This is a genomic window from Bacillus sp. FSL L8-0099 (assembly GCF_038006385.1).
Taxonomy (GTDB): Bacteria; Bacillota; Bacilli; order Bacillales; family Bacillaceae_G; genus Bacillus_A; species Bacillus_A toyonensis.
The window spans coordinates 3,131,192-3,147,726 of record NZ_JBBOVC010000001.1; the positions used below are offsets into that span (position 1 = coordinate 3,131,192).

At 36.7% G+C, this 16,535-nt stretch carries 9 protein-coding genes, 4 pseudogenes and 1 riboswitch; of the genes and pseudogenes, 4 read left to right on the forward strand and 9 right to left on the reverse strand.

Translation table 11 applies throughout. From position 1 onward, the window contains the following. Nucleotides 1-146 precede the first annotated feature (146 nt). The 5 genes and pseudogenes from MHH42_RS15825 to MHH42_RS15845 form a co-directional block, all read right to left on the reverse strand. Nucleotides 147-1,250 (reverse strand): annotated as a pseudogene (locus tag MHH42_RS15825) (Ger(x)C family spore germination protein). Between the two features lie 2 nt (nt 1,251-1,252). Next, nucleotides 1,253-2,355, reverse strand: a pseudogene (locus MHH42_RS15830) (GerAB/ArcD/ProY family transporter). 4 nt (nt 2,356-2,359) lie between these two features. Beyond that, a pseudogene (locus MHH42_RS15835) lies at nt 2,360-3,907 on the reverse strand (spore germination protein). A 212-nt stretch (nt 3,908-4,119) separates the two neighbouring features. Next, the gene (locus tag MHH42_RS15840; protein ID WP_081339599.1) at nt 4,120-4,872 is read right to left on the reverse strand and encodes an MFS transporter; all 753 of its coding nucleotides are present in this window, start codon (nt 4,870-4,872) and stop codon (nt 4,120-4,122) included. 158 nt (nt 4,873-5,030) lie between these two features. Continuing rightward, the gene (locus MHH42_RS15845; protein WP_340893587.1) at nt 5,031-5,795 is read right to left on the reverse strand and encodes an SDR family oxidoreductase; all 765 of its coding nucleotides are present in this window, start codon (nt 5,793-5,795) and stop codon (nt 5,031-5,033) included. Nucleotides 5,796-5,962: 167 nt separating this feature from the next. Here MHH42_RS15845 and MHH42_RS15850 point away from each other — a divergent pair, with 167 nt between their 5' ends. Continuing rightward, entirely contained in the window at nt 5,963-6,403 is a 441-nt protein-coding gene (locus tag MHH42_RS15850; RefSeq protein WP_016108751.1) for an Lrp/AsnC family transcriptional regulator, read from the forward strand. Nucleotides 6,404-6,572: 169 nt separating this feature from the next. Here the strand turns inward: MHH42_RS15850 and MHH42_RS15855 are convergent, their stop codons facing one another. Beyond that, a complete protein-coding gene (locus MHH42_RS15855; protein ID WP_070173455.1) occupies nt 6,573-7,778 on the reverse strand; it encodes a M20 family metallopeptidase in 1,206 nt (401 codons plus the stop codon). A gap of 88 nt (nt 7,779-7,866) precedes the next feature. Continuing rightward, nucleotides 7,867-7,968, reverse strand: a riboswitch (SAM riboswitch). A gap of 75 nt (nt 7,969-8,043) precedes the next feature. After that, nucleotides 8,044-10,353, reverse strand: coding sequence for an AAA domain-containing protein (locus MHH42_RS15860; RefSeq protein WP_070173456.1), 2,310 nt, complete (start codon nt 10,351-10,353; stop codon nt 8,044-8,046). Nucleotides 10,354-10,466: 113 nt separating this feature from the next. On the opposite strand from MHH42_RS15860, the gene MHH42_RS15865 reads away from it, so the two are divergent. The 3 genes from MHH42_RS15865 (at nt 10,467) to MHH42_RS15875 (ending at nt 13,033) form a co-directional block, all read left to right on the forward strand. Continuing rightward, nucleotides 10,467-10,859: a VOC family protein gene (locus tag MHH42_RS15865; protein ID WP_340893588.1), complete on the forward strand. Its 393-nt coding sequence runs from the start codon at nt 10,467-10,469 to the stop codon at nt 10,857-10,859. A gap of 127 nt (nt 10,860-10,986) precedes the next feature. Beyond that, nucleotides 10,987-11,310: a hypothetical protein gene (locus MHH42_RS15870; RefSeq protein WP_000606340.1), complete on the forward strand. Its 324-nt coding sequence runs from the start codon at nt 10,987-10,989 to the stop codon at nt 11,308-11,310. 292 nt (nt 11,311-11,602) lie between these two features. After that, a complete protein-coding gene (locus tag MHH42_RS15875) occupies nt 11,603-13,033 on the forward strand; it encodes an IS4 family transposase (RefSeq protein WP_199692109.1) in 1,431 nt (476 codons plus the stop codon). Between the two features lie 253 nt (nt 13,034-13,286). Here the strand turns inward: MHH42_RS15875 and MHH42_RS15880 are convergent, their stop codons facing one another. Continuing rightward, nucleotides 13,287-15,362 (reverse strand): serine hydrolase domain-containing protein, encoded by a 2,076-nt coding sequence (locus tag MHH42_RS15880; RefSeq protein WP_070173457.1) that lies wholly within the window; start codon nt 15,360-15,362, stop codon nt 13,287-13,289. Nucleotides 15,363-15,452: 90 nt separating this feature from the next. Next, nucleotides 15,453-16,030 (reverse strand): annotated as a pseudogene (locus MHH42_RS15885) (serine hydrolase). Nucleotides 16,031-16,535: the final 505 nt, after the last annotated feature.

Sequence of the window (16,535 nt, forward strand, 5' to 3'; positions counted from 1 at the left end):
TGTTACAAGCTAACACAACATTGCGTTCTGGGGATACTATAAAATTTTAGGTTGATAGCGATGTGGCGGTACTCCTATTAAAGATATTTCTCCTTCTAAAGTAGACAGTACTTGCAACCTTAGTACGAATCACAGTTGAATTCATGTTACTTAATCGTTCCCATTCCGCCAATTTTAATGTTAACCTTGACGTTTACATCACCCTTTGCTAATTCATTATTCCATTTATTTTGGACTTTTTTCCATTCTGGATATGTGTAAGTTCTTGCATATTCTCCAAGCCCAATAGGATCAATTTTGGCGGTTTGTATTTTTTGTATTAATTGCTTGAAATCAGCTTCAAGCTTGGTTTCAATTGCCTTTTGTAATTTTGTTGCGTCCTTTCTTGTATTAAAGGAAAAAAGTCGTTCTGTAATACCAATTCTCATCTTTACATCTACATTAAATATAAAATGCTCATCATATCTTGTCTTTGTCTTTACTTCAACATTATAGGCAGTAAAACCTATCCAATCTTTATCTTGGCTATCCGCCTTTATTTTAATTGGCATTGTAAATGAAAATTCACCTGTAGTTCTTTGTTGCAAAATGCGTAATAGTTTGTTTTCATCAGGTTTTAGCGTTAATTTATACCTTCCCTTTTCATCTAATAACGCTGTACCTGTCACCCATATTTTATTCTTTTTTTTCATCTCAGTAATATTTGCTGTTACCCCTTTGTCTACTCTTTGCTCATGTAATTCTTGAAGCGTTGTTTTTACTGTGATGTTTCTTAAAGCTGCGGTATCAACTAGTTTCGTTAAATATATAGGAAGCCGCGGTTTATCTTTTGGGCTATGGAAGATGACATCCGAAACAGGTCCATCTACAGCGATAACCCTTGCGGTAACTGTATTTTTGGGATCTCGGTAAAATGGATCGAGGTACTTTTCCCAGTTTTTTTGTTTCAGTAGCCTTTTTCCAATTAAAAAAATCTGTGTTTTACTTCCCGCGGTAAGCGCCATAACAGTAGCATCAAATTGGTCTCTAGATTTTCGAACCGTAGCAGATTTCACACCAGCAGTTTCTTCCTTTATTTTTGCTTCTTTATTGAAAACAGGACTTGATATATACACTAATAAATTATCATTACGATCTAAATCGATACCGAGAATAAGAGTAAGGGAAACATCTTCAACATTTGTTTGATCAAATCATCCAGTCATCATGAACACCGATAACAACATTAAACATAGTACTTTTCTATTCAATATCAATGTATCCTCCCCTTGCGAAACTTCTCATATAGACAGCAATATAGCCATAAAATAATAGGTGATATATAGGTTAATCCTAATCCAGCATTGGATAATACCTGTTGCCAAATTTCGGCTTCATTCCGACTAGGATGAGTCCAAAATATGAATCCGATAATAAGCAATAAGAGAACAACTACATGAGAGCTGTGATCTTGTTTTCCAAGTAATTGGCTTGAACAAAATACAGAACAGTATAAGGCAGGAATCCATGATGTGGAAACAACGGTTAAGTAAACAGCCAACAAAATCATGTCAAAACGTTCTAAAAAACGAAATTCAATTACTTTCAGTAAATTTAGTACCGGTTGATTATATTGCGTAATGCTATCAGGGCTGAAATAGGCAAAGCAAACAATAGTAGCAAATAAATAAAATAACATCGTTAAGGTGTTTGCTATAACCATTCCATGGACTGCATACTGTTTTTTTTGTAAAAATGGGTATAAAAAGAAAGCAATATCAAAGCCTAAATAGGCAAAAACAGTGCTTGGTACAGCCGTTAAAATAGGTTTCAACCCTTCTTTTAAGATCGGAAAGAAGGGCATCCAACTTCCGTGCCCTTTAAGAGGGATTAAAAAAAATATTGGAATCCAAAGCGCCATATAAAAAAAAGTTCGGAGTATCGTCCTAGAATGCTAAGACCGTTACGTGCAACAAAATAGGTAGGAATCGAAAATAAAAAGATAACGATATAGTCAGGTGTTTTCGGGAGAAGCCATCCCTTAAGGTAAAGCATAGCGTTTACAAGAACGATACAAGAATAAAAAGCGAAGTACATCATGTAAATAATAACGAAAGCTTTCCCTACTATTTTTCCAAACAATCGTATAAGAATGTCATAAATCGTGTCTCCAGGATATCTTGCAGCAATTTTCACTATAAATATTCCTGATATTGTGGAGAATATCCAACCAATCAATATAGCTATCCATCCGTCCGTTCCAGCTTTTTCTGCAACCACACGTGGAAGCGATAAAACGCCTGTGCCCACCTGCACCCCATTGATTAAAATAATATACTGCATAAGAGTGAGTTTATTATTGGCATACTTTTCCATAATTTCACCTTTTATTATGATTCTTTCCTTGTCGAATAGATTGAATGGTTCCATTCCCCTTAGGGCGCCTTCTTATTGTCCATAAAGGAAAGCGCACAAAAGCATCTTTCATATCTGCAAAGCGAAACGGTGCTAATGGGGTTCCGTAAGAAGTACCTAGCGATTTAAGACTGCATAGATGTCCAATTAAAGTCATCCACCCGATAACAATTCCAACAATTCCAAATAAGGCAGCTGCTAGCATCAATGGAAAGCGTAAAAGTCTTACTGCCGCTCCCATATCATAGTTAGGTATAACAAAAGAAGAGATGGCGGTAACAGCAACAACAATAATCATAATGTTGCTTACAATTCCCGCTTGAACAGCCGCCTGTCCAATAACAATACCACCTACAACTCCAACTGTCTGACCGATTGGAGTAGGTATCCTTAAAGCCCCTTCTCTCATCGTTTCCAATGTTATTTCCATGAGTAATGCTTCCATAACTGGAGAAAAAGGAACGCGCGTTCTCGATTCTGCAATAGATAAATACAGTTCTACAGGAATAACCTCAAAATTAAAGGAGATAAACGCAACATAACTCGCAGGCAAAAATAAAGCAATCATAAAGGCGATAAAACGAAGCACCCGAATGGACGAAGCAATTAACCACCTTGTACCGTAATCATCCACTCCTTGAAAAAAGGAAATAAAATTTGTTGGAGTAATTAACACATTAGGCGAATGATCCATTACAGTTACAAATCTGCCCTGTAAAATGTGAGATACTGCCAAATCGGGTCTTTCAGTTAATATAAATTGCGGAAACGGTGAATAAGGGTGATCTTCAATGAATTCTATAAGTTCGCCATTACTAGCAACAGCGTCGATTGTAATATTTTGAATTCGTGTTTCTAATTCCTTCAGCACATCTTCAGAAGCTACATCTTTCAAATATAAAATAGAAATTTTGGTTTTGCTTCGAACACCAATTACTATTTCTTTTATCGTTAATTCACGATGAGGAATATATCTTCGAATCATTGCAATATTTTGACTTCCCGTTTCTATGAATGCTTGATGCGCACCTTTTAGAGCTATTTCGTTATGAGCGTCTTCAACACTTCTTTGTGGCCATCCTTTTGTATCCAATTGATGTGCTGTTGTTCGACTGTGAATTAATAAAACACTATCTCCCCCCAAAAATAGCATTTTCAATCTGACTCAATGTATTAATAATCTTAATTTGTCCTAATGGAATTGGAAGTTCTGTATTGGTATTAAAATCACTATTCATCAAAGGACTTAGAACATGATTCTGAATCAATTCTTTATCTGTTAATCCAGACAAATATACTAAAGCCGCTTCTAATCCATCTACTGTTATTTGAAACCGCCGAATTACTAAATCAGGTGCTTGACGAAATATATTCTGAATATTAGCTATGTTTTTGGTTAAATCAGCGTCTAAGAGGGGATCTTCAATATTTTTTTCTGAAAATGAGTATTGTCTCGTATTGGAAATGACTTAGGATTATCTCTATATTTTAAACGCCTCAAAAATTTAGCCATGATTCCCTCACTTTCTATGTACCTTTTATAGTATGTTTAGTATGCATATATTAAGAAAAAATATCCTACTAACTAGTGAGGTAACATTAGAATTATTACTATAAATTTCCGGGTGCATATTTCATAAAAATCAAGTTCAAAAATAGTCCTTTAAGTTGATGGATGTGTGGTACAGTTAGTAAAACTAAATTTCCTTAAAATGAAAAAATACGCTATTCTTTCTGTAGAATCATAGGAAAGGATGGCGTACTTGCACTTGAAAAGCCTGTGACATTTGTAAAAATCGGAGTGAAATAACTAAATGCTGCAAACGTACCGCCAATAATGAACATACTTGTTACGTACGCTGCCCAAAGATGAATATTCTTAAATCGCAGAAGTTCGTCTTTCCAATTTAATTGCTCTTTATTTGAAGATGATGGTAACAACCGTTGAATCATAATCCCTGATACTAGCACAAGAACCGAAACTGCCCCAAAACTAATACGCCAGCCAAAATATTGCGAAATAACGGTTGTTATAGGTAAACCTAATACAGTTGCGAACATTAAACCTGCAAGTACAATTGATGCGGCTTTTCCCCTTGAATCAGAGTGAACCAATGTTGCAGAAAAGGAAATTGCAACTCCAAAAGCTGAAGCAATACCAGTTATAATACGTGAAATCATCATAATATTATAGTTCCAAGCAATAGCTCCAAGCAATTGACCAATTAAAAATACGAACATTAAAAACAATAATGCTTGTTTGCTGCGCATCCGTAAGAGGATTGCAGTTAAAATGGGGCCTCCTATTACCATTGCTCCTGCATAAGCTGAAATTAAATACCCAATAGATGATACAGAAACTTGGAATGCAAGATCAAGTTCATTCATCATACCTGCAACCATAAATTCTGATGTAGTCATACAAAAGATTACTAAAGCTAATAAATAATCGATGGCATAAAAACACTCCTTATTCATTATTGTAATGATTGGTACAAAAATAATGCGAAAAAAGAGCGCACTAAGCGCCACAAATAGACTCTACTGTTCCTTTGATAACTTGTTCAGACTGAAACAAGGATTGTTTCATATCTAGTAATTTACTTGATTAGCTTGATGGGTATGGAGTAGTGCCCCTATAAACAAAACCCTCCAGAAACATCTATAATCTGCCCCGTTACCCAGCGGCTATCAGAAGAAGCAAGGAATGCTACTGCATCTGCAATATCTTCAACTTGTCCTATTCGTCCAAACACAGATGAATTCGTAGCAAAATTTCGTATTTCCGGATTATCTAGCAATTTCACATTCATATCAGTCTTCGTATATCCAGGCATAATTGTATTCACTGTTATACCTCTTTCTCCAAGTTGTTTAGCTAGAGGAAGTGTCATCGTATTTAGTGCACCTTTACTTAAACCGTATGCAATGGATCCTGTAAAACCAAGTCTTACTTCAGCTGATGAAATGTTAATAACGCGCCCCTCTGCTCGTAGTAACGGTAATGTTTGCTGAATTAAAAAGAATGGCGCCTTAATATTTACGGCCATAATTTCATCAAAAACTTCTTCTGTCGTATTTTCAATCGTTCCTTGTGTACCTATCCCTGCATTGTTTACTAAAATATCAATCTCTGATGTACCAACTCTTATTTGTAATTCATTTTTTAATTGTTCTACTAGCTTTTTGACACCATCCATTGAATTGAGCTCAGCTTCAATTATGAACGCTTTTCCTCCATTGGATTCAATCTCACTAATCGTTTCATCTGCAGCTGTTTTATTTCGGCCGTAGTGAATCGCAACTAATGCACCATCTTTCGCCAATCTCATTGCAATGGCAAGGCCAATGCCGCGACTCGCTCCTGTTACTAACGCTACTTTCCCATCAAGATTCTTCATTTTTTCCATCCTTCCTAAATTTCCGTTTGATAAAAACCTATACTTATATTTTCATGCAAACACCAATCATTTTAAATATAGATTTATAGGTAATTTAGTTCGTTCACTTATGATATTATAGTTATAATTTGTGATTCACTTAAAAAATAAAATAAGGAGGCTACACAATGCAAAACGCAGTAAAATTGGATGAAATCGACCATAAAATTATGAACTTGTTGTATGAAAATGCAAGAATTTCTGTTTCAGAAATAGGACGGATTATATCCATGACGCAACCTGCTGTAAAGGAGCGTATTAATAAACTTGAAGATCAAGGAGTTATCGCAGCTTACCGAACAAAATTTGAGCCTTCCAAAATTAATAAAAACATTCAAGCATTCATCATGTTTAAAACGAGCCAATGCTCTGATTTTATCCAATATTGTAATGCCACTCCTGAAGTAACAGATTTATATCGAATTAGCGGGGAATTTAATTATATGATGAAGGTCATGAGCGATTCGATGGATTCTCTCGCTACATTTTTAGACTCGTTAATGCAATTTGGATTATCATCTCCTTTAATTGTTTTAAAGAGTGAGTTTGAGGAGAAATTGTCGTTCTGATAAAGGGATACGTATTATCTCCCGCTAACAGTAAAAGTTTTTCCTTTATGAGAAAAACCAACAAAATCAATGATTAGTAAACAAAAAAGAACATTGATATTTCAATGTTCTTTTTTTATATCTCTACTTATTAATTAGATTGCTATTCGAAAAGAGCACCTTAATCCCCTTATCCTTGATTCCTCTGCGCCTCTCTAAACTCTTCCTTCACCTTCTCTAACAACCCTTCTTCCGTAATTAATCGATACGCCGTATTTGCTAATGCTTTTGCCGATGTAATTAACGCTTTATCTCCTAGTTCTGAATGTGCTGCTTCTCTAAATTCATTCGTATGCGCAATTAAGTCATCTGGACCTATTTTAATGTACGGGTGAATGGTCGGTACGACTTGGCTGACGTTTCCGGCGTCGGTTGAGCCGATGCCGATTCTTTCTTTACGATTTACCTCTTCACCTAGTAGTTCTAGTTCTTCCGCTACGATGTCGTTATATGTTTTTGTTACGAGTAGTTCATCGATTTCATTTTGGAATTGATGAATTTTTACTTTTGCACCTGTTGCTAACGCTGCTCCTTGTGCTATATTTCTTACTTTTTCTGTTACTTCCGCACATCTTTTTCGCGTAGCTGCACGGATGAAGAACCTTGCTGCGGCGTAGTCAGGAATAATGTTAGGTGCTTTTCCGCCTTCTGTAATGATGCCATGAATTTTCACGTCTGAGGGAAGTTGTTGGCGAAGTGCATTAATACTGTTGTAAAGCTGAATCACCGCATCTAATGCGTTAATCCCTTCTTCAGGTGAAGCTGCGGCATGAGCTGTTTTTCCGTAAAAATGAAAATCAAGTGGATCGACTGCTAGTGAAGGGCTCGTCGTCGCTGTCTTTCCGCTCGGATGAATCATAAGCGCCGCATCAATGTTTTTAAATAACCCAGCTTTTACATAACTCGACTTTGCGCTACCATTAGGCCCGCCCTCTTCTGCTGGTGTTCCAAACACGACAACTTCTCCGCCGATTTCTTCAAGCGTTTCTGATAATGCGATTGCTGCTGCAACGCTAATTGTGCCAATTAAATTGTGACCACACGCGTGACCGAGTCCTGGTAAAGCATCATATTCCGCTAAAAATGCGATAACTGGTCCTTGTTTTCCTGAACTTTTTCGTGCGATAAAACCTGTTTCATGCCCAGCTATATTATGCTGCAGCTGAAAACCAGCACTACCTAGTAATAAACTTAACGTTCTTGATGCATAAAATTCTTGATTACCAATCTCTGGATTCGCATGAATATCATGACTTGTTTTTATGTACTTTTCCTTATTTCTTTCTATGCTCTCTTCAATTGTTTTTCTTTGTGACGTTACTCCTGTCGCTCCCATTTTTCTTCCTCCTTTTATTTTCACGTAAAAAAGCCTCTTTCTAAAAGATAGAAAGAGGCTTCTGTATATACAGTCAAAATGAGCTTCTTTCTTATCTTTCAAGTTACCTTGCTGGAATTGGCACAGTATTCGTAAAGAATCCGCTGCCGAGGTGTCATAGGGCCAGTCCCTCAACCTCTCGCGATAAGAATTTTCATAAAATTGTATTAAATTATTTTCATTCTAAGTTCATTCCAAGCAAAAGTCAAGGAATTCCTATCCGAATTTACCGAATATCTAAAAATCCTTTTAATACACCAATTGTCTCAGGTGCTTGTAGTCTTGCACATATGTACGGAAATTCCGTACTACCTTCAAACATCATTTGAGATGTGAGTGGTGCCCCTGCCCAAAAGATTTCATCATCGATTAATACAAATGGGAATGCTTTATTTTGTCTTTGTAACTTTACGTTTTTTAATGGAACTGGTCCATCACTATAAACCGTTATTTGTGCATTTGTACGCATTAACGCTCGCCATACTCGTTTATCTACTTGCTTCGTACTTGGAAGTGAAATAATGATTTTTCGTTTTGCGGCTAAAATATCTTTTAATAGCCCTTTCGTTTCCTCCAGATTCATTTCCATAAACCAGCGTAATCGTTTCGATATTTTCCGCTCCCATACTTGTCTGGATGTCGTGCGATCATACACATCCCCGTGACGTTCTATATGAGCTGTTAATTGTGATAACGCTTGTTTTCTCGAAAGATTTTTACGCATATAATGGCAATCTGATAATTGAATGAACTTCCCTCTCGCTCTCGTTACTGCTACATTGACGAGGCGATGGTTTTTATGGTCAAAGAATAACACACCAGGTCGTTCTTGCGGATAACTATCAACTGTATCAAAGATCATCATATCTCTTTCAGAACCTTGAAACTTATGAACTGTCGCCGCTAATACTGGTATGTTTTGATATTTCGTTCTCTGCAACATTTCCCTGATACATGTTGATAAAAAGCGTGACTGCGCCCTGTAAGGCGTAACCACACCGATCGATTGAACACCATCTAACAGTCCGATTAACATCATTTGCATCGCTACTAAACCAGACATAATGTTAAATCGAGAACCAGAAGCAGCGTCCTTTAACGAAAAAGCTCCCATTAAGCTCGTATCAAATAAAACACTTGCCTCATTTGCGAACGGTTGTAACTGTGCAAGTTCTTTACGCTCTGAAACAGACGGATGATCGTATACTCTATTTTTATAAATAAATGAATTCGTAAACTTCGATATGTCCGCATGCATACGTCTTTGTTCCTGCAACATAAAAAGGTTGGGATGTGCTTCTGATTTATTTACAGAATCAACAATGCCGGCATGATAAAACATATCTTCGCCGAGCCATTTGCGAACGAGTTCATGGTTCGCCATCGCAATCGGAGGTAACTGTAAAAAGTCCCCACAAACGACGATACGTTTTCCAAGTGAAGCAGCTAATGCGATTTGCGGAACGAACGCCATACTCACTTCATCTACGACAACTAAATCAAATGTACGCTCATAAATAAGTGAATCAATTGCACATTTTGATAAAGTCGCACCAATTACTTTCGCATTTTCAATATATTCTTTTTCTACTTCTTTAATTTTCGCTTTTTGCTTTCGAAGATCACTTTCAATCTCTTGTATACGCTTCTTATCAGCAGATGTTGCTTTATACGATAAAATTTTTTCACGAAGTTCTTGGCGTGTTTCTTCTAAGTAGAGTCTTTCCTCACCCCATGATCCGTTCGTCGTTTCAACTAACTTCGACGCAAGTAACGTTTCATGATTTCGTATATGTTCATGTTGACTATAACCGTAACGAACAATTTCGCCAGGCGTCCATTTCTTTTTCTTTTCAATTTGCTTCGTTACTTCACTCATTAATACGTCCACTGCCGCATTACTATGAGCTAACACAAGTACCGATTTTCCTTTTTGGTAATGAGCCGAAATAATACGTGATAAATTGTACGACTTCCCTGTTCCAGGCGGTCCCCATACGTACGTTGTCGGATTGTAAAATGAACGATACGCCAATTCATTTTTCGGATTTTTCATCTTCTCAATATGTTTCGGACTGCTCGTCCCATCAACAAGACGCTTTATACGATTACGTTTTAGCTTATCTTTATGTGCTTCTTTCAATCTCTCTTGCAGTTGCTCTAACAATTGCCACGGTTCACTATATAAAACCGCTTCTCTTATTTCACCTTGTATATAATCATTTAATTTCAGTTCTATTTCTAATCCATGTACAGATAATACTTCCCCTGTCGCTTCCTCACCATCGAACTCAATTCGAATTGGTGAACCTTCAGGTAAGCTTACTTCCGAAATAAGCTGAAATACATACACTGTATTTTCATAATCTGTATATAAAAAACGACCGTTCATGATAGAAATTTTACTACCACCTATCGTTTTCCAATGTTTAATTTCATATGCTAATGCATAATGCCACTCTTTCATCGTTGCCGATAATGAAGGAGTTTGAGTAGGTGTATTCATCGTATAATCTCCTTCCTTCTCCCCAAACATACTTTCTCACTATACCATATAACACGCTAAAATTTGTAAGGTTTTTATCTTGCTTATTTTCTTAATTTTCAATATCATTTTACATATAAAATTTTCAGAAAGAAGGAATCTACATGCCAGTTAGAAGAATAGAACACGTTGGACTTATGGTTGCAAACTTAGAAACATCTATTACTTTTTATGAAAAAGTAGTCGGCTTACAGTTCATTAAACGTATGGGGCACCCGAATCCAGATTTAAAACTCGCCTTTTTAGGTGTGGAAGAATCGAAGGAAACGATACTGGAACTCATCGAAGGTTATAACTCTTCTCTTCCAGCAGAAGGAAAAGTACATCATATTTGCTTTAAAGTGGATTCATTAGAAGATGAAATTGAAAGAATTCAAAAACACGGCGTAACATTTTTACTAGGAGAAGAAATCGAAACATTACCAGATGGAACACGTTACATATTCTTCGCTGGCCCTGATGGGGAGTGGATTGAGTTTTTTGAGACGGAGAGATAGAAAAGGAAAAGGAGCCGGAATTCTGTCTCCTTTTTTCCAAAGTGCAGAAACGGTTTGAACACCATTAACTTTCACCCTGAAAATTCACCAAGATTAAGAAAAAATCGTTTTGTTAGGAGTATAGAGAATGATCAATGCTGTTTACATTCTTATTTTTTGGGTGCTTATACTATTTCCAACCCTTTATATAATAAAGATAAAGAAGTGGACTATAAAAGCAACTGCCTTATTTCTTGGAAGAATCCTATTAAGCATTGTCTATTTCATAAATGGAATGGTGTTAGGACTGCAACGAAATTGGGTAGAGCCTCCCTATGAAACAGAATGGGATTTCTTTGTAAAGTCTTTACTAAACGGAAAAACTGATGCACTTATACACTTGTTACTTCTAATTATTATCATTACTTTGGATCTATTCATTACATTTTATTATATTAATAAAAAGAAATAGGATATTCTCTCCTATTTCTTTTTTTATGAGTAGCGCCATATCGCTATCAAACTAAGGTTTTATGCTGCCCTAAACAATAATTTTTTACATTTTTACTCTGGGGATGTCAATTTTACTATTTTTGGGGTATTTATTTTTACTAGCTTGATGGACATGGGGTTGATTTATTTTCTTAGGTTGATAGACATGTGGTGCTATCCCACATCCATCAACTTAAGGATTTAGACTATTTTTGAAGTTAAAAGCACGTTACTATTTTCTTATGTTAATGAGAAAGGGTGACGTGCTTTTTATGAATATGCACCAAAAACAAGAGTTATCTTTATTTGCCGAGGAGCTATATCGATATATGTCTCCCGCTACACTTAATCAACTAGCTATAGAAGCAGGCGGGATGAAACGAAAACGCAAGTGCCACGGGCACCATTTCTTATCTTTGTGTGTATGGTTAAATCAACAAATCGCTACTACCTCTCTTACTCAACTTTGTAGTCAATTAGAAACTTCAACAGGAATTTTATTAAGTCCGGAGGGACTTAATCGACGATTTAATTCGGCTTCAGTAGCCTTCTTTCGCACTGTATTTACTACACTTCTACAAGCTAAAATTGGAGGAGTATCTAAGATTTCTCATTCTCTTTCTTCTTATTTTGAACGGATTCTCGTCCTTGATTCTACAACCTTCCAAGTTCCAGATCGATTCGCAACTACTTATCCTGGTGCCGGAGGATGTAGTCATACAGCTGGTGTGAAAATTCAACTAGAGTATGACTTGTTGAGTGGAAAATTTTCTGATGTGGAAATTGAACCAGGAAAACGAAGTGATCAGGCATATAGTGCGACTCGAACAGGCATGGCACAAAAGAATGAACTATATATTCGTGACTTAGGATATTTTCGTCTACAAGATTTTAAGTCTATTCAAGATAAGCAAGGATATTATTTATCACGTCTTAAGTTACCAACTAAAATATATAGAAAAGAATTCGAAACAGTCGTATTTAAAACAAAACCCGCTCAATTGAGACCGGTATATATACAAATTCATTTGGAAGACATCATGAAACAATTACAACCTGGCCAAGTGTATGAATTACATGATGTATATGTGGGGAGTAAAGACAAACTGCCTACTCGCATTGTGGTTTATAGATGTACCGAGGAGCAAAAACAGAAACGCCTACGTGATCGAGCTATTCGCGAAAAGAAAAAAGGAATTACATATACAGAGCGTACAAAACTTTTACAAGGCATTACGGTATATATGACAAACATTCCTACGGAATGGGTACCAAAAGAGAAAATTTATGATCTATATTCACTGCGTTGGCAAATTGAACTGTTATTTAAAATATGGAAATCTTGGTTTCAAATTCATCGTTGTAAATCTATTAAACAAGAACGCTTAGAATGTCACCTTTATGGGCAACTCATTAGTATTCTATTATGTTCTTCTACTATGTTTAAAATGCGAGAACTCCTGTTACGTAAGAAACAGAAAGAGCTAAGTGAATATAAAGCGATGTACATAATTAAGGATTATTTTTTACTTTTTTACCAAGCATTACACAAAAACACCCAAGAATTATCAAAGGTTCTCCTTCGTCTGTTTAACCTCCTACAGCACAACGGACGAAAATCTCATCGATATGAGAAAAAGACAGTCTTTGATATTTTGGGTGTTGTATATGAGTATACCACTTCTACTCATCAGGTAGCATAGTAAAAAAATTGAAGCCCGTCAGGGTTTATTTGATATGCCAACTTTTATAAAATCCAGAAAAGATTATAAAAAACTCTATGGAAAGAACACATTTTGTGTAAAAACATACCTTAAGTTGATGGATGTGTGGTGCTATCCCATTGCTATTAAGCTAAGAATTTAAGTGTAATATTATTTAAGGTAATACTTAAGATACAAATAAAATATCTTTTCCATGTCGCACTGTTTTATTGAAGTCTATCCCGAGTTGTAGCTAGTTCAATGCAACTGTAAATTCGGAGTTCGGTGCGCCAGCAAATACAACCGTTCCGTTCTCTGGTAGTTTCACTTTGTTATTGTCACTAACGACGGTAAAATTGACGCATACTCCATTCTCATCATACACCGCGAATGAACTTCCTGATGGCAACTTCACAGTCATCGTTTTCCCTGCTGCCGTTTGCGGAATCGTAAACCATTTGGCATGCCCATTTTCTTGCAGTGTAACTTTCGATAATTGACCTGCATCAAGGGATTTTACGTTAGATTCACTGACGTATAAAAAGCTGGCCATCTCCATATATTCATTACCATTCTCTGTATAGAAATGAGCTTCCGTCGTATCCCGCCCATTTATCACGGGAATCTGAATTTGATGCGTCGCCGAATTTGGACCTGTAATTTTTTTGCCGTCCCAATACCCATCCTTGAGCGTAATTTGTGTGTTTAGAGGCATTAGTAGTCCTAGATAGTTCATTGAATTAAATTTTTCGTTAACGAGGTAGAACTTGCTCCCCTCACGCTTCGCCCATGCAGCTGCTGTTTTCTTCGGTAACACATTGCTTTCTAATTTTTGGGCTAAATATTGAGTCAACACATTTTGCCCCAATCCCGGCGATAATTCATATGTGCTCTCTCTCAAATAAACTTTTCCATTCTTCTCAGTAACGAAGTTAAGCTTGGAGGTACCCTTCTCATTTATAAAGCTTCCATCCGCCGTATATACATATTTTTCTTTCGGTTTAGTTGGTAAAAACAGTTCTCCCTTCTTCGTAATTTCTATTTTGAAATGGCTTTGGATATTTCCATAAAAACCCGCTTTTTTTACCACGTCTTGAGGTACTTTAACCTTGACTGGCTTGCCGAAGGATTTATCTGGTTTTATATCCTTAATTGTCCCTTTCTCTTTAAGCCTAGCTAACAGTAATTTGTTTGCCAACAGTTGATTTGTCGTGCTGGAGCCGCCGGAGGACAATACAACTGCTGCCATCTTCTGTTCTGGAAGCACGACCAATGTGGCATGTTGCAGTACCGTATCCCCACCCTTAGTCAACGCTTTTATCCCATATTCACTGAATGGGTATAGTTTCACACTATCCCAGCCAAGACCATAGTTGAATACGTTTTCGCTATCTTCCGGCCACATGCCTCTTTTATATTCTTCTTGTTCCATCGCCTTGACTGCTTTATTAGAGAGAATTTCTTTTCCCTGTCCCATAAATATTTGTGAGAATCGCACCACATCTTCTGCAGTAGAAGAGATTCCTCCCGTACCAATCGCATTTACCATTTCACTTGGAAGCTGACCCTGGTATTTCGGAGAATACTGTCCAGCCCGCTTTTCGTCTTCCCATTTGTCTTGCGATGTTATCGTATGATTCAGTTTTAATGGCTCTGTAAACTTTTGATGTAGAAATTCAGTAAAACTCATACCACTGACTCTCTCTACCAAGATCTCAGCCAGCGTAAAGCCATCATTACAGTATACTGAGAACGCACCAGGGTCTGCCTTCAAGTTTTGGTTGGACAATTGCTGCAACAAGATATCATGGGCATAAGCATCGTTATCTTTAAATAAAAATACATTATTGTACGTGGAACCTTGCAAACCCGAGGAGTGATTCAACAGCATACGCGGTGTGATGTGCTTATATCGTTTATCTTTCATTTTGAACTCAGGAATATAGCGGGCAACAGGGGCATCCAAATCAACTTTTCCTTCGTCTACTAGTTTCATAACAGCCGCAGCTGTATATACTTTACTGGTTGAACCAATTCCGTATAGAGTATCTTTGGTTAGTGGCTCTTTCCCTTCTATGTCATTCTTGCCTGTCTGCCCCGACAAAATAAGTTTACCATTATCAATCAGCGCATACTGCACGCTAGTCGTCTCATAGGACTTCGTGAGTAGTTCAGCGTTCTCTGCAGCAATCTTCTCCAAATCTTGGCTAGCAACTTCTTGACTAGATACAACTGGAGTCTTACTGCTAGAAGACGCTAGCGCTCCTGTTGGTAGGCTCATCGTTAGAGCCAAGGTAGCGGCTAACACCCCAGATAATTTATTTTCCATAAGAAAAATACCTCCTTAGATAAATGATCGATTTCATCTTTTATTTGTACAATTACAAACATCACATAAACTACTATTCCGCCTTTATCCCTACTGTCTAAATTCAACAAGTAAAATACTTTTAAAAAGACCAGGATTCTCGGCTCTACCCATACTGTTCAAATTGCCGTCAACATATGCCTCCCTCCATGTGTCCCTCCAGCAAAAGTATTAAATCCTGGAATAACACCTGTATGTCCCCCTATCGAGACAACGTTAGGAAGTTTAATTTCATAGATTCCTAGACCATATCCATTGATTCCTCCCTTTCCTGTAGAAACTGTAGTGAATATTTGTTTTAGTTGCTGTTCTTTCAATAATTGCCACCAAGCAAATAAGAAAAAAATTTGTTTAAGTCGTTACACTTCCAATGCGAAAGTAAAAATCTGTTTTCATCGGTTCTTAGTTCTTATATCCTATATACCAGCTGCATACCCCTACGTTTTTCTACCCTGGGAAGTTTTAGCGAGTACCCCGGGGGTATCCAAGTTGCAATGTATCTCGCATTACTTGTTCGACGGAAGTACGATCTAGTTGAGTACTTATTTGTAATGAACTAAGTATATTTTGAGTGGAGCCTGTTTTTATCATTGCGGTTGGTGTTAGGTATAATAAAGAGTTCCGGCAATGAAAAGTGCTAAATCTGCAAATGGGAGTTAATTATATATTTTCATAAGACACTCTTCCCCTCTATTCATATAGTATCGGCGGTTGTATATTATTTCTTACTAATTACACAGAAATCATCTTCATATTGTTTATTTTTACAAGCACCATACTGTCGTAATAAACGGTAAAACCTCTCTTTTTCACATGTATGTTAGTACCATAAATGATTTTTTTATTTAGAATGTGCTTATTACTAGTTTGGTTTTCGTATAAATAAATCCTATTTATCCTCCCTCTTTTGTGCTTCTCTATATTTGTATCCTACATAATAAAAATTTCTTTTTTCTTATGCATTTCTTACAATTTCCTTACGTTCAAATCACTTCTATAATTAGGTAGGTTTTATTTTAAAATCTCCAGGATAATAAATGCTTATATAATTCCACGATTTCATAGAAGATGGATTAATAACCCTGCGCCAAATGATCATGCACATCTCTGATATTTCCTTGGATTCCCCCCCTC

What these genes read in the sequence shown, in the direction of transcription:
- MHH42_RS15840 (WP_081339599.1), bottom strand. Translation starts at nt 4,872, where the DNA reads ATGAATAAGGAGTGTTTTTATGCCATCGATTATTTATTAGCTTTAGTA.
- MHH42_RS15845 (WP_340893587.1), bottom strand. Translation starts at nt 5,795, where the DNA reads ATGAAGAATCTTGATGGGAAAGTAGCGTTAGTAACAGGAGCGAGTCGC.
- MHH42_RS15850 (WP_016108751.1), top strand. Translation starts at nt 5,963, where the DNA reads ATGCAAAACGCAGTAAAATTGGATGAAATCGACCATAAAATTATGAAC.
- MHH42_RS15855 (WP_070173455.1), bottom strand. Translation starts at nt 7,778, where the DNA reads ATGGGAGCGACAGGAGTAACGTCACAAAGAAAAACAATTGAAGAGAGC.
- MHH42_RS15860 (WP_070173456.1), bottom strand. Translation starts at nt 10,353, where the DNA reads ATGTTTGGGGAGAAGGAAGGAGATTATACGATGAATACACCTACTCAA.
- MHH42_RS15865 (WP_340893588.1), top strand. Translation starts at nt 10,467, where the DNA reads ATGCCAGTTAGAAGAATAGAACACGTTGGACTTATGGTTGCAAACTTA.
- MHH42_RS15870 (WP_000606340.1), top strand. Translation starts at nt 10,987, where the DNA reads ATGATCAATGCTGTTTACATTCTTATTTTTTGGGTGCTTATACTATTT.
- MHH42_RS15875 (WP_199692109.1), top strand. Translation starts at nt 11,603, where the DNA reads ATGAATATGCACCAAAAACAAGAGTTATCTTTATTTGCCGAGGAGCTA.
- MHH42_RS15880 (WP_070173457.1), bottom strand. Translation starts at nt 15,362, where the DNA reads ATGGAAAATAAATTATCTGGGGTGTTAGCCGCTACCTTGGCTCTAACG.